Raw genomic sequence first — 16,832 nt, 5'->3', positions numbered from 1 at the left:
CCGGATGCATTATCCACCAGCGGCACCACCTCGCGCAGGAGGCACAGCACCCGCCGTTCGGGACCCCCACCGGGCATCGCCTGTTGTGCCTGACGGCACAACCTACCGGGCAGGCCACTAGCCTGGCGGATCACGCACCTCACGACCAAGCCCGTAGGTTGTGCCGACACAGGAGGCACAACACCCGGCATTCGGGAGTCCCCGGGCCGGGCTGCGCAGGGTTCGCTGTTGGTGGATAATGCGCGCGTACCCAAGGGACGATGGAGCGCAATGGCCGAGCACAGCCAACGGGTGGGCCGTATCAGGCGGGTCAGCGCCTTCCTGTTGCGCGTTGGCTTCCTGCTGGTGATCTGGTGGATCCTGACGGGCAGCGGCAGCGACTGGTGGTTCGGCTTCCCGCTGGCGCTCGCCGCCGCCGCACTGAGTCTCTGGCTCACGCCGCCGGCCACGTACCGCCTGCGGCCCCTGCGCTTCCCGGGTTTCGCGGTATTCTTCCTGTGGCAGTCGCTGCTCGCCGGCTGGGATGTCGCCCGCCGGACGCTGGACCCGAAGCTTCCGCTGCAGCCTGACGTTCTCCAGCTTCCGCTGGGGCTTCCCGCAGGCGCACCGACGTGGTGGCTGATGCTCACGATCAGCCTGCTGCCCGGGACGCTCAGCGTGCGCCTGCACCAGCAGCGCGTGCTGGAGGTCCACTGTCTCGATGCACGTCTCGATGTGGCGGGCAGCGTGCGCGACACGGAATGCCAGATCGCGCGCCTGTACGGTCTCGGCCCGGACACACTGGAACGCCTGGATCCGCGATGACCTGGATGCTGGAAACGGTCGCGATCCTGCTGCTGCTGACGCTGGTGCTGGGACTGGTGCGCATCTGGCGCGGCCCGACGATTGCCGACCGCATGCTCGCCGCCCAGCTGTTCGGCACCACCGGCGTCGGGCTGTTGCTGGTGCTCGCCGAACTGCAGGACGATCCGGCTCTGCGCGACGTCGCGCTGGTCCTCGCGCTGCTGGCCGTGATGGCCGTGCTGGCCTTCGTGGCCCGCGTCTGGCGCAGAGACTCGGAACACGACCAGGATCCGGAGGACCCGCGATGATCCTGGTCGAACTGCTGCAGGCGATCCTGCTGATCGCGGGCGTGGGTTTCTTCCTGGTCGGCACCGTGGGCATCCTGCGCTTTCCCGACGTGTACACGCGTGTGCACGCGCTCACGAAGGCCGACAACCTCGGCCTCGGCCTGATCGTGTTCGGGCTGCTGCTGGGCGCGGACTCGCTCCCGGTGGCACTCAAGCTGCTGCTGATCTGGGGCCTGGCGCTGGTCGCCAGCGCCACCGCCGGCTACCTCGTGGCGCGCGCGGCACGCCGGCGCGGCGTTCGGCCGTGGAAGGCACAACACCGGGAGGACGCCTGATGCCCTGGCTTGATCTGTTGCTCGGAATCACGCTGGTCGCCACCGCCGCACTATCGCTGACCGCGCGCGACCTGTTCCGCGGCGTGATCATGTTCATCGTGTTCGGGCTGCTGATGGCACTGGCCTGGGTGCGCCTGCAGGCGCCCGACATCGCGCTGGCCGAGGCCGCGATCGGCGCCGGCCTGACCGGAGTGCTGCTGCTCGATACGCTGGGCTATCTGCGCCGACCGTTCGGCAGCCGCGCCGACCCGACGGACGAACGGTCGTGAGCCTGCGCGCGGGGCTGGCGGGGCTGCTGTGCCTCGGGGTCACGCTGGCCCTGGGCTGGGCAGTGCTCGAGCGCCCGCAGCCGGCCGAGAATCTCCCCGAACGCGTCGCCGGGGCCATGCCCGACAGCGGGGTCGAACATGCCGTCACTGCGGTGCTGCTGAACTTCCGCAGCTACGACACGCTGCTCGAGATCGCGGTGCTGCTGCTGGCGGTGGTCGTCGCCCTGGCGCTGCGCGAAGCGCAGCCGGACCGGCCGGAGCCGATGGGGCTGGAGAACCCGCTGCTGCGCGCGGTGATGGCCTGGCTGCTGCCGCTGATCCTTGTCGTCGCCGGCTTCCTGCTCTGGGCCGGATCCTACCAGCCGGGAGGTGCGTTCCAGGCCGGCTCGGTGCTCGCCGCGGCCGGAGTGCTGCTGCGTCTTGCGGGCGTGACCACCGCCTGGCTAGACAACGCCGCGCTGATGCGCACCGGGCTGGCGTTGGGCCTGCTCACTTTCCTGGGCATCGGCGTGGTGGTGATGGCCCCGGGCGTGCCGTTCCTTGCGTACCCGCCCGAATATGCGGGCACGCTGATCCTGGTGATCGAACTCACGCTGACGCTCTCGATCGGCCTGACCCTGATCAGCCTGTTCCGGCTGACCCCACCGTACGCCGACGATCCCGACGACGCGCGCAGCGACCGCGAGGCGCGACCGTGAGCGGCGCACTGGCCTTTGCCTGGTCCGGCGTGTTGCTGTTCGGTCTCGGGCTGTTCGGCTTCATCATGCACCGGCATCTGCTGCGGCGGCTGCTGGCGTTCAACATCATGGGCAGCGGCAGCTTCCTGGTGCTGGTGGGCCTGGCCCAGGACGGTCGTGGCGTCGACCCGGTACCGCACGCGATGGTGATCACCGGCATCGTGGTTGCGGTCGCGTCGACCGCGCTGGCGCTGGTCGTGTTCCGGCGCTGGTACCGGGCCAGCGGGCGCACCGACCTGCCGGAGGACACGTGATCGGCCTGTGGTCGGTGCCGCTGCTGTTCGCGTTGCCGCTGGCGCTCGGCATACTGACTTTGCTGGCGACACCGGCATGGCGCCCGCGGCTATCGCTGGCCGGACTGCCGCTGCTGCTGGCCGCGAGCGCCGCGGCGTTCCTGGATCTGGCGCTGTCGGGCCCGGGAATCTACCGGCTCGGCGACTGGCCGGCGCCACTCGGGATCAACCTGAACGTCGACGGCCTGTCCGCCGGCATGGTCGTGATGACCGCGGTGGTCGCCGCCCTCTGCGCGGCTTATGCACGATCCTACCTGCGCGACTATCCGGCCTCCGCAAGCTTCTTCTGGCCGCTGTTCTGGTTCCTCTGGGCCGGGATGAACGGCATCTGGCTGGCCGAGGACATCTTCAACCTCTACGTCGGGCTGGAAGTCATGGGGCTCGCCGCGGTCGGGATGGTCGCGCTACGCGCAACCCCGCAGGCGCTGGCGGCCGCGATGCGCTACCTGCTCGCCGCGCTGCTCGGTTCGCTTGCCTACCTGCTTGGCGTCGCACTGCTCTACGGCGCCTACGGCACGCTGTCGATGGCCGGGTTGCAGCACGTGGCCGCCGACAATCCCACCACCCAGGTCGCGCTGGCGCTGATCATCCTCGGCCTGCTGCTGAAGACCGCATTGTTCCCGCTGCATGCCTGGCTGCCGCCCGCGCACGGGGGCGCACTCACGCCGGTCAGCGCGCTGCTCTCGGCGCTGGTGGTCAAGGGCTCGTTCTACATCCTGCTGCGCCTGTGGCTGGTGCTCGGCCCGGAGGTCACGCCGGCGTTCACCGCCCAGCTCCTCGGGGTGCTTGGCGCCGGCGCAGTGTTCTACGGCGGCTGGATGGCCTGGCGCCAGCACCTGCTCAAGCAACTCGTCGCCTACTCCACCGTGGCCCAGATCGGCTATCTGTTCCTGTTCTTCCCGCTGGTCACCGGCACCGGCGCCGAGGCGGCCCGGCTGGCCTGGGACGGCACGATGATGATGCTGGTCGCACACGCGCTAGCCAAGGCCGCGCTGTTCCTCAGCGCCGGCAACCTGATTCTCGCGGTGGGTAGTTCGCAGATCGGTCACCTGGTCGGGATCAGCCGCTTCCGCCCGCTGTCGCTGTTCAGTTTCGGGCTGGCCGGCGTCAGCCTGATGGGCCTGCCACCCAGCGGCGGCTTCACCGGCAAGTGGCTGCTGCTGCACAGCGCGATCCTCAGCGGCCAGTGGTGGTGGCTGATCGTGCTGTTCCTCGGGGGGCTGCTGAGCGCGGCCTACATCTTCAAGGTGTTCCGCATGTCGTTCCGTGAGGGCCCGCAGATCGACCGCTCGGTCCCGCCGCCGCTGACGATGGACGTCGCCGCGATGATCCTGGCGGCCAGCGCGATCGTGATCGGCCTGACCGCACACCTCCCGCTGCACTGGCTGCGGGCCGGCGCACTGCTCGGAGGCGGTTGACGATCATGGCGATACGCGTCACCTCGAGAAGCGACCGTCGGTCGCGGATGTTCGTGATCGTTCCCTCACCCCATCCCTGTACTCCGGTCATCCTGCCCCCCGGCCTTCGGGCCAGCCTGCGGCTGTTCGAAATCCGCTCCCGGCGGATTGGTCCCGCAAGCGGCAGACAGGGGTCTTCTGCGCGCTGCATGCGAGTCTTGCGCTGATGGACTGGAACGCGCTGATCCTGTTCGGGGTGCCCGCGACGTCGCTGATCGCGTCGGCGGTGATCTTTCTGCTCGCCGAGTCGCGGCACACGCTGCGCAGCGTGTTCAACCTCGTGGCCGCGGTGCTGAAACTGCTGCTGGTCGTCTGGATCATCTGGGGCGTCTACCAGAACGTCGACTACGAGCTTCGGTTCACGATCATCGACGGCGTGGACTTCATCCTGCGTGCCGACGCGCTCGGGATGATGTTCGTCGGCCTGTCGTCGCTGCTATGGCTGTTCACCACCATCTACGCGATCGGCTACCTCGAGGACGCGCCGAACCGCAGCCGCTTCTTCGGCTTTTTCAGCCTCTGCGTCGCCAGCACCGTCGGCATCGCGCTGGCCGGCAACCTGTTCACCTTCCTGCTGTTCTACGAATTGCTGACGCTGTCGACCTACCCGCTGGTGGTGCACCGGGGTACGCGAGAATCGCTGCGTGCCGGACAGGTCTATCTCTACTACACGCTCGGCGGCGGCGCACTGCTGCTATTCGGGGTGGTTGCGCTGCATGTGCTGGTCGGCGACACCGAGTTCGTGCCGGGCGGCGTGCTGTCCGGGCTGGACGCGTCGCTGCACCCGATGCTGGTCGTGATCTTCGTGATGATGGTGGTCGGGCTGGGCGTGAAAGCGGCGCTGTTCCCGCTGCACGCCTGGCTGCCGATGGCGATGGTCGCGCCGGCCCCGGTCAGCGCGCTGCTGCACGCGGTCGCGGTGGTCAAGGCGGGCGCATTCGGCATCGCCCGGGTGGTCTACGACGTCTACGGGATCGAGTTTACGTTCTCGCTCGGGCTGCTGGGGCCACTCGCGGTGGCCGCAGCGATCACGATCCTGTACGGCTCGTTCCGGGCGCTGGCGCAGGACGACCTGAAGAAGCGGCTGGCGTTTTCGACGGTCAGCCAGGTGTCGTACATCGTGCTCGGCATCACGCTGTTCGGACCGGTCGGCACGCTCGGCGGACTGGTGCACCTGCTGCACCAGGGCCTGATGAAGATCACGCTGTTCTTCTGCGCCGGGAATTACGCCGAGACGCTGGGCGTGCACAAGATCAGCGAACTCGACGGTACCGGACAGCGGATGCCGGCGACCAGCGTCGCGTTCACACTCGGCGCTTTCGGGATGATTGGCATTCCGCCCATGGCCGGCTTCATCAGCAAGTGGTATCTGGGCATGGGTGCGCTGCACGCGAACATGAATTGGGTGCTCGCGGTGCTGATCCTGAGCAGCCTGCTGAATGCGGCCTATTTCCTGCCGATCCTGTACCGCATCTGGTTCCGCACGCGTAACAAGCCCTGGTGCGAGGAGAAGGCGCTCGGCCGCCACGAGACGACGCTCTGGCTGCTGGTTCCGACGCTGGCCACCGCAGGCTTTGCGCTGATTGCGGGCCTGCTGGCGGGGATGCCGTTCAGTCCGCTGTACTGGGCCGACCTGATCGTCAGCCGCGAGTACCTGCAATGAACGCTCCCCGGGCCGGCCTGTTCCCGAAGCTCGCGCCGGCGCCTTCGCCGCGAGGCCGGCACGATGCCGCTGGCTGCGCCGGAGCATCGCCATGAGAGTGTGCGTGAAAGTCACGGTCATGGCCCCCGTAGGAGCGTGCCTTGCACGCGAACGCGCCGCAGGCGCGCCCGGCGCTGGCGGCCCATCCAAAACGGTTTCGCGAGCGAGGCTCGCTCCTACACGGTGGATACCAACGTCGCGGGCCACCCTGAACAGTACTGCGCCCCCCCCCCGGAGGCCAGCCCGCTGGCCGATCGCCTGTCATGGTCGGGGGCGGCCTGAAGCGATGACAGTTAGCGTGAAACGACACGGCTTGCGTCCGGTGCGACGTGTAGGGCGGACGAGCGCAAGCGTCATCCGCCATCCGGTGTGTGCAATACCCAGGAGTGTACGGCGACCCCGGCGCCGGATGGCGGATGACGGCCTTCGGCCTCTTCCGCCCTACGCATGTTTCATGGTCGGGGTTGGCCGCGCCCGCGCCGTGACGATTCGGCCCGGGCCCGGCCGACCCGAGGGCTGGGAATGATCGCCACGTTGATGCCACCGTGCGTCCCGGCTAAACGGGCGAAATCCACCGCACACCGGAAACCCCCGCTGTGAGCGCGTCACTCAACACAGCGTTGCTGGTCCTGGCCCCTGGGGTGCCGCTGCTGCTGGGGGTGCTATGGAGCATCCCGCGCCTGCGCCGGCAGGTCGGCCGGCTCACGCCCTGGGCGGCACTGCCCGCATTGCTGCTCGCGCTGGTCGGGCGCCCGGGCGAGGCGGTGGAACTGAGCTGGCTGCTGTTCGGCGGCTTCCTCGGGCTGACTCCGACCTCGCAGGTCTTCCTGTTCTTCACCGCGCTGATCTGGTTCGCCGCCGGCATCCACGGCCGCAGGCACCTGGAGCAAGGCAGCCACTGCGAGCGCTTCTGCGTGTTCTGGCTGTTCACGCTGGCCGGGAACATCGCCCTGATCGTCGCGCTCGACGTCGCGCTGTTCTATACCGGCTTCGCGCTGATGACCTTCGCCGCCTACGGGTTGATCGTGCACGACGGCAGCGAGCGCGCGCGCCGCGCCGGGCGCGTCTACCTGGTGCTGGCCGTGCTCGGCGAGGCGCTGATCCTCGCCGGCCTGATCCTGGCCGCCCGCGCGACTGCGGCACCGCTGCTGCCGATGCTGGGCGAACTGCCCCAGGCGATCGCCGGCGCCCCCGAACGCAACGTGATCATCGCCTGTCTTTGGCTCGGTTTCGGCGTGAAGGCCGGGCTGCCACTGCTGCACTTCAGCCTACCGCTGGCCTACGGCGCCGCGCCGGTTTCGGTCGCCGCGGCGCTGGCCGGGGCGATGATCAAGGCCGGGTTGCTGGGCTGGCTGGTCACGCTGCCGCTGGGGGCAGACGTGTTTCCCGGCTGGGGCGAGGCGATCATCGTCACCGGTCTGTTCGCCGCGTTCTTCGGCGCACTGGTCGGGGTGCACCAGAAACAACCCCGGATCGTGCTCGCCTATTCCAGCATCAGCCAGATGGGCCTGATCTCGGTCGCGATCGGGGCCTGGATGACGTTCCCGGCGCTGGGGCCCCTGCTGGCGACCGCGATCACGATCTACGCGTTTCACCACGCGCTGGCCAAGGCCGCCCTGTTCCTGGGCACAGACGTGGTGCGCCACCGTACCCGGGGGTTCGCGACCTGGCTGTGGATCGGGCTGAGCATCCCGGCGCTGGCGCTCGCCGGCCTGATGCCGAGTGGCCTGATCGCGAAGGGCAGCCTGAAGGACGCGCTCGCGGCAGCCGAAGCGGCGCCGGAGGCCTGGCAGCAGCTGCCGCTGCTGCTGGCATTGGCCGCGGTCGGCACCACCGCGCTGATGGCGCGCCACCTGTGGCTATTGCGGCTCGAGGCCGCACAGGACGATGCGCCTTCAGGGGCCTGGTATGGCTGGGCACTCGTTACCGCCGCGAGCCTGTTCGGCATCCTGCTGCTGCCCTTGTGGGGTATGCACGGCCACTGGCCGTTCGCGGCCAAGGATCTCGTCGCCACCGTCTGGCCGGTCGCGATGGGCGGACTGCTCGCGGTCATCGCGTGGCGCCTGCTCCGTCCCTGGCCGGTTCCGCCGGCCGACGTGCTGGAGCTGCTGACCCCGCTGCCGTGTCTGGCCGTGCGCGCTGGGCGCGCGGTCGGCGTGACCGGGCCGGCGATCCGGCAGCTGTTGCGCCACCTGCAGGCCATGGTACTCGCCGGCTACCAGCGCGCCGACCACCGCCTCGGCCGGTTCACCGAGCACCTCTGGCGCCGCGACGCGTCGCTGCTGTTCGCGCTGCTGCTCGCCGTCCTCGCCCTCGCTGCGCTTCACCTCTCATAGCGTCAAAGGCCCGCAGGTTGTGCCGCGAGGCACAACCATTCCCCGGCGCCGACTCACCCTCGGCACCCGCGATCGAGCGTGTTGTGCCTGCCGGCACAACCTGCCGAACTCGCGTAGGGCGGAAAAGGCCGAAGGCCGTCATCCGCCATGTCGGCGAAGGCGACGCCCAAGCGCTCGCCTTCGCCCCTGCGTCCTTCCGGCCTACAACGCCTGTTCGAGGCGTTCGCAGAGGACCTGCAGTGCGCAGACGCGGGCCCAGCGCTTGTCGTTGCCCTCGATCAGGTTCCAGGGCGCGAATTCGGTGCTGGTGCGCTCGACCATGTCGTTTACTGCGTGGGCGTAGTCATCCCATTTCTCGCGGTTGCGGTAATCTTCCTCGGTGATCTTGTGCTGCTTGAAACTGGTCTCCTCGCGGGCTCTGAAGCGCAGCAGTTGCTCGTCCTTGTCGATGTGCACCCAGAACTTCAACAGCACGATCCCGTGGTCGGTCAGCTCCTCTTCGAACTCGTTGATCTCGCGGTAGGCGCGGATCCATTCGTCGTCGGCCGCGTAGCCCTCCACCCGCTCGACCAGCACGCGCCCGTACCAGGACCGGTCATAGATCGTGAAGCGACCGGCCCGCGGGATATGGCGCCAAAAGCGCCAGAGGTAGTGGTGCGCGCGTTCTTCGTCGGTCGGCGCGGCCACCGGGATCACGCGATAGCTTCGGGCGTCGATGGCCCGCGTGATTCGCCGGATGATGCCGCCCTTGCCCGCCGCATCCCAGCCCTCGAGCACCACGATGGTGCTGACCTTGCGCTCCCGGGCCTTGCGGGCCAGCACGTTGAGGCGCCCCTGGTAGTCGGCGAGCTGCTTGCGGTAGGACTTCTTGTCCAGGCTCAGATCCAGGTCGAGAAAATCCAGGATCGTCTTCTCGTCCTCGCGCGGGGTCTTCCAGGCCGTGGTCGTGCCGCGCAGGGTCTTCGGGTCGAGTTCCATTCGCCTGCGCACCACCTCCAGAATGTGACTGGCGGTGGTCACGTTGCGGTGGCGCTCGTCGAAGCCTTCGATGATCATCCACGGGGCCTCGCCGGTACTGGTCAGCCGCAGCGTCTGCTCGGCCACCGCCCGGAAACGGTCGTAGGACTTCAGCGCGGCCAGATCCCGCTCGCCGACACGCCACCGGGTTTTCGGGTTCTTGCGCAACTTGCGGATGCGTTCGACCTGCATCTCCTTGCCCAGGTGGAACCAGAGCTTGATCAGCAGCGCGCCGCCGTCCACCAGCATCTTCTCGAACGTGTTGATGCGCTTGAGCATCACGTCAAGGCCGTCGTCGTCCACGCGGTCTGCGACCCGCTCGGCGATCGGATGGCTGTACCAGGAACCGAACAGCACGCCGATCCGGCCCTTCGGCGGCAGCGCCCGCCAGAAACGCCAGAACGCCGGGCGCTCGCGCTCCTCGTCGGAGGGTTCGTCGAAGGCGGTGGTCTCGATCCAGCGCGGGTCCATCCACTGGTGCAGCAGATTGACCGTCTCGCTCTTGCCGGCGCCATCGGCACCCGAGATCAGCAGGATCACCGGGAAATCGCACTCGCGCAGACCCTGCTGGAGGTTCAGGAGCCCGGTCCGCAGCGCGGGGACCATCTCTTTGTAGGTGTCCTTGTCGAGCGTACGCCCGAGTTCCGCGGCTTCGAACACGATGGTTCCCCCTGGTTCCGGATGACTGCCTGACGGCTGCCGATCCCCGTCAGCCTACACCCTTGGCGGCCCGGTGACGGCATCGGGCGTCGGAAAGATCCCGCCCTGCGGTGAGGTCCGGCGCCGGGGTTGCCGTAAGCACCGGCACGGCACGAATGCCGAGCCACGGATGCCGCTGCGCTCTTTTGCCCTACGGGTTGCCAAGAGGCGAGCGGCGGGGACAGCGCCGCGCTCAGTCGGGGCGGTCCTGGCCCATGCCGCGCATGCGGCGGATCAGTCCGTCGCCCCGGCGGAGGCTGAAAAACAGCAGCGCGAGCCCGAAAAGGCCGAGTGCCCAGGATGGCCACGGCACGCCATGCCAGTGGGTGAACGCGTCCATCCGCGTCGCCACCCCGGCGCCGATCAGCAAGCCGATGCCGGTGAACGCCTCTGCCCGGCGCCGGGCATCGCGCTGCAGCATCGCTTTCAGCGCGCGCAACTCGGCGCGCAGCGCGGCATCGCGCTCGGCGCGGTCGCGCTCGGAATCCAGCACCTCCTGCAGCCGCATCGGCAGTTCCGGCAGCTGCACCAGCACCTTGGGCAGGTTGCGCTCGGCACTGCGCAGGAAAGCGCGCACGCCGACCTGTTCGGACATCCAGCGCTCGATGAACGGCTTGGCGGTCGTCCAGAGGTCGAGTTGCGGATACAGCTGCCGACCCAGCCCCTCGATATTCAGCAGCGTCTTCTGCAGCAGCACCAGCTGTGGCTGCACTTCCATATCGAAACGCCGCGCAGTCTGGAACAGCCGCAGCAGCAGCGTACCGAACGAGATCTGGTCCAGCGGCTTCTGGAAGATCGGCTCGCAGACCGAGCGGATCGCGCCCTCGAATTCATCTACGCGGGTATGCCGCGGCACCCAGCCGGACTGCACGTAGAGTTCGGCCACGCGCCGGTAATCCCGGTTGAAAAACGCATAGAAGTTCTCGGCGAGATAGTGCTGATCCGAGTCCAGCAGGCTCCCGACGATGCCGAAATCGACCGCGAGGTAGCTCGGGTCTTCCGGATCGCTCGCATCCACGAAGATGTTCCCCGGGTGCATATCGGCGTGGAAGAAATTGTGCCGAAAGACCTGGGTGAAGAAGAGCTCGACACCGCGTTCGGCGAGCAGGCGCAGGTTCACGCCCAGCGCGCGCAGCGCGTCGACCTCCGCCACCGGGATGCCGCTGATGCGCTCCATCACCATCACGTTGCGCCGGGTGTAGTCCCAGATCACCTCCGGGATGTACACCAGCCCGCTGCCCTCGAAGTGGCGGCGGATCGTGACCGCGTTCGCGCCCTCGCGGATCAGGTCCAGCTCGTCGAGCACGGTTTTCTCGTACTCGGCGACGACCTCGCGCGGACGCAGACGCCGGCCATCGGCCCAGTAGCGGTCGGCCAGGAAAGCGATCAGGTGCAGAATCTCCAGGTCCGCGCGGATGGTCCGGTCGATCCCCGGGCGCACCACCTTCACCACCACCGAGCGCCCGTCGCGCAGCCGCGCCGCGTGCACCTGTGCGATCGACGCCGATGCAAGCGGCGCGTCGGTGAACTCGGCGAAGACCGTAGCGATCGGCTGTTCCAGCGCCTTCTCGATCTCGACGCGTGCCTGATCGCTCGGAAACGCCGGGACCCGATCCTGCAGCCGCGCGAGTTCCAGCGCCAGGTCGTCCGGCAGCAGGTCCCGCCGGGTCGAGAGCATCTGCCCGAACTTCACGAAGATCGGGCCGAGATCCTCCAATGCGCAGCGGATCCGCTCGCCGCGGGTACCCTCGGCCTGCCGGAACCAGTTCCAGGGCAGCAGGTGCAGCAGGAAGCTCAGCGGGCGCAGCGGCTTCAGCGTGAACAGGATCGCGTCGAGCCGGTAGCGCACCAGCACGCGACCGATCGCCCACAGGCGCAGGCCCTGGTGGAAGGTGCGGATCATCCCGGGCCGGACGAACCGGTGCCGCCGTCCCGCGCAACCCGCGGATCCTCCAATCGCTCGAGGCGTGCCTCGAGCCGGGCGACATCGTCGCGCAGGTCGGCCAGATCGATGCTGAAGGCGTCGAATTCGCCGGACGCCGGCAGCCAGCGGATCTCTTCCTGCAGATACCCGGACAGATCCGCTTCCCCACGTCGGAAAAAGCGTTCGACCCGCGCCCGCGCCGTCTCGCCGGCCCTGAGCAGCGGCCCGGCGCTGCCCGCACCCGCCAGCGATTCGAACCAACCCGCCCAGTCGAACGACACGCCTGCAAGGGCACGCTGCAGATCCCCGAGAACGGTCGCATCTCCGCGGATCACGATCCCCGAGCGGTCCCCCCGCGACAGCGCCGCCGCCAGCGCCAGCGGCGAACCCGACACGGAGCAGTCGGGCTCCTCGCCTTCCAGTTCACCGAGAACCTGGATCCGGTCCGCAGCGCCCAGAAAGACCAAGCCGAGCCCGGGCGGCTCGATCGTCACCGCGATGCTGCGCCCGGCCAGCCGCAGCCGGGCCGATGGCGGCCCGGCTGCGAGCCAGCGATCCAGCGCCGCTTCCAGCAGCGCCGTCAGCGCGGTGGGCATGGGCAGGGGGGTCGAACCGGCCATCGCGATCAGAGCCGCGTACCCCGGTGCAACGCGACCACGCCGCCCGTCAGGTTGTCGTATTCGACGCGTTCCAGCCCCGCCTCGCGCATCATCCCGGCCAGGGTCTCCTGGTCGGGATGCATCCGGATGCTCTCGGCCAGGTAGCGGTAGCTGTCGGAGTCGCCGGCGATCAGCCGGCCCATCAGCGGCAACACCTTGAACGAATAGGCGTCGTAGAACGGCCGCAGCGGGGCGGCCGGCTGCGAAAACTCGAGCACCAGCAAGCGCCCGCCGGCCTTCAGCACCCGGCGCATCTCGGCCAGCGCCAGTTCTTTCCGGGTCACGTTGCGCAGGCCGAAGGCGATGGTGATCCGATCGAAGGACTCGTCGGCATACGGCAGGCGCTCGGCGTCCGCCTGAACGAAATCGACGTTTCCGACCCGGCCCTCGTCGATCAGCCGGTCGCGTCCGACCCGGAGCATCGACGCATTGATGTCGCAGACCACCACACGGCCGCGCCCACCGACGCGGGGCGCAAATGCCTCCGCGAGGTCGCCCGTGCCCCCGGCGAGGTCGAGCACGCGCATGCCCGGGCGCACCGCGGCCCGCTGCACCGTGTGACGCTTCCAGAGGCGATGGATGCCCATCGACATCACATCGTTCATCAGGTCGTACCGGGTCGCGACCGAATGGAAAACCGCGCCGACCCGGGCGGCCTTCTCCTCTTCCACAACGGTCTGGAAACCGAAGTGGGTCTTGCGGCGCTGTTCGTCGGTCATCGTGGGTATATCAATGCGTCTTGCGCTGGTGGCCGGCGGCGGCGAGCTTGTCCAGGTACTCTTGCCATAGCTGTTCCTGCTCCAGGCCGAGGTTGTACAGGTAGTCCCAGTCGAAGATACCCGTGTCGTGGCCATCGGAGAAGACCAGCTTCACCGCGTAGTGGCCGACCGGCTCCACCTCGGTGATGCTCACGTCCTCCTTGCCAAGCTGCAGCGTTTCCTGCCCCGGGCCATGGCCGCGCACCTCGGCGGAAGGCGAGTAGACGCGCAGGAATTCGCAGGGCAGGCGGAAGGTGGTGCCATCCGCGTAGCCGAGTTCAAGGATGCGTGACTTCTGGTGCAACTGAATATCCGTGGGGCGATGTTTGCTGCTCATATTGTGCTCCTCAGCATTGCCAATTCCGGCTCAGAGTAAACGTTCTCATACACCCAGCGCGGGCCAGACCCGGCATACCCACCGCCCCGGGCATCGTGGTGGGCACGTTTCGCCCAAGCCACTCCGCGGTCGTGCAGGGCCGCTCGGGGCGCAGGCCGGGCCAGGCGCAGCGTGCGCCCTGCCGACCCCGCGCACCTGTGGGGTGGGCGCGTGTCCTCGAGCCCACCCTGTTGCTGCACCGGCGTTTCCGAACGACAGATAGAGATGGCCGGGTCAGAGGATATAGCGGGAAAGATCCTCATCCTGGATCAGTTCGCCCAAGCTCTGCTCGACCATCGCCGCATCGACGATCACCGGCCCGGCTACGTCCGGAGCCTCGAACGCGACCTGCTGCAGCAGGCGCTCCAGCACCGTGTGCAGCCGCCGTGCGCCGATGTTTTCGGTGCTCGCGTTCACGTCGTGCGCGATCTCGGCGATCCGGCGCACGCCATCCGGGCGGAACTCCAGAGTGACCCCCTCGGTAGCGAGCAGGGCCGTGTACTGCTCGGTCAGCGAAGCAGTCGGCTCGGTCAGGATGCGGACGAAATCCTCCACCGAAAGGGCGTCCAGCTCCACCCGGATCGGCAGGCGGCCCTGCAACTCGGGGATCAGGTCCGACGGCTTGGACAGGTGAAACGCGCCCGAGGCGATGAACAGGATGTGGTCGGTACGCACCATGCCGAGCTTGGTGTTCACCGTGGTGCCTTCGACCAGCGGCAGCAGGTCACGCTGCACTCCCTCGCGCGAGACGTCGGTACCGCCGTGCTCGCCACGTTTCGCGACCTTGTCGATCTCGTCGAGGAACACGATACCGCTCTGCTCGACCCGTTCCACTGCCTTCAGTTTCAGTTCGTCCTCGTTCACCAGGCGCGCCGCCTCCTCGTCGGTCAGCAGGCGCATTGCGTCGCGCACTTTCAGGCGCCGATTGCGGGTGCGGTTGCCGCCCAGGTTCTGGAACATCGACTGCAGCTGGCTGGCCATTTCCTCCATCCCGGGCGGCGTCATGATCTCCAGTCCCGGCTGCACCGCACGCACTTCGATTTCGATCTCGCGATCGTCCAGGCCGCCCTCGCGCAGGCGCTTCCGCAGCTTCTGGCGCGTGTCGTTGTCGGCGGGTTCGGGCTCGGCGGTGTAGCCGGTCGCCCGCGGGCGCGGCAGCAACGCGTCGAGGATGCGTTCTTCGGCTGCGTCCTCGGCCTTGCCACGGTGCTGGACCATCTCCTCCTCGCGCAGCTGCTTCACCGAGGCATCGGCCAGGTCGCGGATGATCGACTCGACATCGCGGCCGACATAGCCAACCTCGGTGAACTTGGTCGCCTCGACTTTCAGGAACGGCGCCTTGGCCAGCCGCGCCAGCCGGCGCGCGATCTCGGTCTTGCCGACACCGGTCGGGCCGATCATCAGGATGTTCTTGGGCGTGACTTCCTGGCGCAGCGCCTCCGGCAGCTGCTGCCGGCGCCAGCGGTTGCGCAGTGCTACGGCCACGGAACGCTTGGCCTCGCTCTGGCCAATGATGTAACGGTCCAGTTCCTGGACGATCTCGCGCGGGGTCATGTCGGTCATCGGGGAATCCTTGCGTCAGGCGCGGCGCGTTTCCGGCCCGAGGTGTTCGAGCGTGATCTGGTGGTTGGTGTAGATGCAGATGTCGGCGGCAATGCCGAGACTCCGTTCGACGATCTCTCGCGCCGGCAGTTCGGTATTCTCGAGCAATGCCCGCGCCGCCGCCTGTGCATACGGCCCGCCGGAGCCGATCGCGATCAGGCTGTGCTCGGGCTCGATCACGTCGCCGTTGCCCGAGATCACGAACGAATGCTCGTTGTCGGCCACCGCCAGCAACGCCTCCAGCCGGCGCAGCGCGCGGTCGGTCCGCCAGTCCTTCGCCAGTTCGACCGCAGCCCGGGTCATGTTGCCCGAGTGCTTCTCGAGCATGCCCTCGAAGCGTTCGAACAGCGTGAAGGCATCGGCGGTGCCGCCGGCAAACCCGGCGAGGATGCGGTCATGATAGACACGCCGGACCTTGCGCGCGTTGCCTTTCATCACCGTATTGCCCAGCGAAACCTGCCCGTCGCCGCCGAGGGTCACCTCGCCGTTGCGCCGGACGCTGACGATGGTGGTGCCGCGAAATTGCTCCAAGGATGACCTCCTGTTCGCGCGCCCGGCGCGCGGCTGCATGGTTCGGGATCCCGTCGAGACGCGCCGCAGGATACTCTGCGCACGCCCGGCGTGCTCCTAGGAGCCTGCCGAAGTCGTGCCCTTGCCGCCCGCCGGCAAGCGCGATCGCCGCCGCGCCCGCGGGTGTGCGCTGTCGTATACCTGCGCCAGGTGCTGAAAATCCAGATGGGTGTAGATTTGCGTGGTTGCGAGATCGGCATGCCCCAGCAGTTCCTGCACCGCGCGCAGATCCCCGGAAGACTCGAGCAGGTGGCTCGCGAAGGCATGGCGCAGCCGGTGCGGGTGCAGCCGCTCGGGCAGACCCGCCCGCAGCCCGGCCTGCGCCAGCCGGTACTGCACCGCGCGATTGCCCAGCCGCCGGCCGCGCTGCGATACGAACAGCGCCGGCTGATCCGGCCCCGCCCAGTCCGCGCGCACTGCCAGCCACTCGCGTAGCACCGCGCGGGCCGGACGCCCCACCGGCACCGTGCGCTCGCGCCGGCCCTTGCCCAGCACGCGAACGAGCCCTGCGTCGAGGTCGAGTCCGCCGAGATCCAGCCCGGTCAGTTCCGACAGGCGCAGACCGGAGGAGTAGAAGAGCTCCAGCAGCGCCCGGTCACGCAGATCCAGCCCATCGTCGCCCTGCGGGCACATCGCCCGCTCGGCCTGGTCGACGTCCAGCGTCCTCGGCAGGGGCCGGCCCAGCCGGGGGCCACGCACCGCCGCCGCCGGGTTGTGTTCCATCCACCCCTCGCGCACCGCCCAGCGCCCGAAGCTCCGCGCGGCCGACAGGAACCGCTGGACACTCCGTGGCTTCTGCCCGTCCCGGGCCAGCGCGGCCGCAGCCCGGCGCAGATCCGCCGGCTGCAGTTCGTTCCAGGTGTCGGCCACGAGCCCCCGAAGGCGCTCGAGATCGCGTGCGTAGGCCGAGACGGTATGCGCCGAGAGCCCGCGTTCGCCCCGCAGATGTTCGAGAAACGCGGCGACCGCCGGATCCGCCACCGCGTGGCCCGGCTCAGCCTCGGCACGCATGGGGCTTCGGGATCGGG

At 68.5% G+C, this 16,832-nt stretch carries 17 protein-coding genes; 9 read left to right on the top strand and 8 right to left on the bottom strand.

The genetic code is table 11. From position 1 onward, the window contains the following. The first annotated feature begins 270 nt into the window (after positions 1-270). The 9 genes from TVNIR_RS00465 to TVNIR_RS00425 all read left to right on the top strand — a co-directional run bounded on the left by TVNIR_RS00465 (position 271) and on the right by TVNIR_RS00425 (position 8,199). Entirely contained in the window at positions 271-804 is a 534-nt protein-coding gene (locus tag TVNIR_RS00465) for a Na+/H+ antiporter subunit E (RefSeq protein ID WP_015256970.1), read from the top strand. Next, positions 801-1,091: an MrpF/PhaF family protein gene (locus tag TVNIR_RS00460; RefSeq protein ID WP_015256969.1), complete on the top strand. Its 291-nt coding sequence runs from the start codon at positions 801-803 to the stop codon at positions 1,089-1,091. Before TVNIR_RS00465 ends, TVNIR_RS00460 begins: the two co-directional genes overlap by 4 nt. Next, entirely contained in the window at positions 1,088-1,405 is a 318-nt protein-coding gene (gene mnhG / locus TVNIR_RS00455; RefSeq protein ID WP_015256968.1) for a monovalent cation/H(+) antiporter subunit G, read from the top strand. The genes TVNIR_RS00460 and mnhG overlap by 4 nt, the downstream gene beginning before the upstream one ends. Beyond that, complete coding sequence (locus TVNIR_RS21180; protein ID WP_006746473.1) at positions 1,405-1,674, top strand: Na(+)/H(+) antiporter subunit B; 270 nt, start codon at positions 1,405-1,407, stop codon at positions 1,672-1,674. Before mnhG ends, TVNIR_RS21180 begins: the two co-directional genes overlap by 1 nt. Further along, positions 1,671-2,372 carry an MnhB domain-containing protein gene (locus TVNIR_RS00445; RefSeq protein WP_015256967.1) on the top strand — a complete coding sequence of 234 codons (702 nt, stop codon included), beginning with the start codon at positions 1,671-1,673 and terminating at the stop codon, positions 2,370-2,372. The genes TVNIR_RS21180 and TVNIR_RS00445 overlap by 4 nt, the downstream gene beginning before the upstream one ends. Next, positions 2,369-2,665: a Na+/H+ antiporter subunit C gene (locus TVNIR_RS00440; RefSeq protein ID WP_006746475.1), complete on the top strand. Its 297-nt coding sequence runs from the start codon at positions 2,369-2,371 to the stop codon at positions 2,663-2,665. The genes TVNIR_RS00445 and TVNIR_RS00440 overlap by 4 nt, the downstream gene beginning before the upstream one ends. Then, positions 2,662-4,122, top strand: coding sequence for a complex I subunit 5 family protein (locus TVNIR_RS00435; RefSeq protein WP_015256966.1), 1,461 nt, complete (start codon positions 2,662-2,664; stop codon positions 4,120-4,122). The genes TVNIR_RS00440 and TVNIR_RS00435 overlap by 4 nt, the downstream gene beginning before the upstream one ends. A 205-nt stretch (positions 4,123-4,327) precedes the next feature. Beyond that, positions 4,328-5,824, top strand: a complete 1,497-nt coding sequence (locus TVNIR_RS00430) for a proton-conducting transporter transmembrane domain-containing protein (RefSeq protein ID WP_015256965.1) — start codon at positions 4,328-4,330, stop codon at positions 5,822-5,824. 635 nt (positions 5,825-6,459) lie between these two features. Beyond that, entirely contained in the window at positions 6,460-8,199 is a 1,740-nt protein-coding gene (locus tag TVNIR_RS00425; RefSeq protein WP_015256964.1) for a complex I subunit 5 family protein, read from the top strand. Positions 8,200-8,400: 201 nt separating this feature from the next. On the opposite strand, the gene pap is transcribed toward TVNIR_RS00425, so the two are convergent. From pap to xerC, 8 genes are all read right to left on the bottom strand, one after another. Further along, positions 8,401-9,876, bottom strand: a complete 1,476-nt coding sequence (pap, locus tag TVNIR_RS00420) for a polyphosphate:AMP phosphotransferase (protein ID WP_015256963.1) — start codon at positions 9,874-9,876, stop codon at positions 8,401-8,403. Positions 9,877-10,108: 232 nt separating this feature from the next. Further along, positions 10,109-11,818: a ubiquinone biosynthesis regulatory protein kinase UbiB gene (gene ubiB, locus TVNIR_RS00415; RefSeq protein ID WP_015256962.1), complete on the bottom strand. Its 1,710-nt coding sequence runs from the start codon at positions 11,816-11,818 to the stop codon at positions 10,109-10,111. Next, positions 11,815-12,459 (bottom strand): ubiquinone biosynthesis accessory factor UbiJ, encoded by a 645-nt coding sequence (locus tag TVNIR_RS00410; protein WP_043738957.1) that lies wholly within the window; start codon positions 12,457-12,459, stop codon positions 11,815-11,817. The genes ubiB and TVNIR_RS00410 overlap by 4 nt, the downstream gene beginning before the upstream one ends. A gap of 5 nt (positions 12,460-12,464) precedes the next feature. Then, positions 12,465-13,217: a bifunctional demethylmenaquinone methyltransferase/2-methoxy-6-polyprenyl-1,4-benzoquinol methylase UbiE gene (ubiE, locus tag TVNIR_RS00405; RefSeq protein WP_015256960.1), complete on the bottom strand. Its 753-nt coding sequence runs from the start codon at positions 13,215-13,217 to the stop codon at positions 12,465-12,467. 10 nt (positions 13,218-13,227) lie between these two features. Then, a complete protein-coding gene (locus TVNIR_RS00400) occupies positions 13,228-13,593 on the bottom strand; it encodes a gamma-butyrobetaine hydroxylase family protein (protein ID WP_015256959.1) in 366 nt (121 codons plus the stop codon). 273 nt (positions 13,594-13,866) lie between these two features. After that, positions 13,867-15,195, bottom strand: a complete 1,329-nt coding sequence (gene hslU, locus TVNIR_RS00395; protein ID WP_015256958.1) for an ATP-dependent protease ATPase subunit HslU — start codon at positions 15,193-15,195, stop codon at positions 13,867-13,869. A gap of 15 nt (positions 15,196-15,210) precedes the next feature. Next, positions 15,211-15,765, bottom strand: a complete 555-nt coding sequence (gene hslV / locus TVNIR_RS00390; RefSeq protein ID WP_015256957.1) for an ATP-dependent protease subunit HslV — start codon at positions 15,763-15,765, stop codon at positions 15,211-15,213. 96 nt (positions 15,766-15,861) lie between these two features. Next, positions 15,862-16,815, bottom strand: a complete 954-nt coding sequence (gene xerC, locus TVNIR_RS00385) for a tyrosine recombinase XerC (RefSeq protein ID WP_015256956.1) — start codon at positions 16,813-16,815, stop codon at positions 15,862-15,864. Positions 16,816-16,832: the final 17 nt, after the last annotated feature.

This window comes from Thioalkalivibrio nitratireducens DSM 14787 (genome assembly GCF_000321415.2).
GTDB lineage: Bacteria > Pseudomonadota > Gammaproteobacteria > Ectothiorhodospirales > Ectothiorhodospiraceae > Thioalkalivibrio > Thioalkalivibrio nitratireducens.
This window is presented reverse-complemented; position numbering and strand designations above follow the sequence as displayed.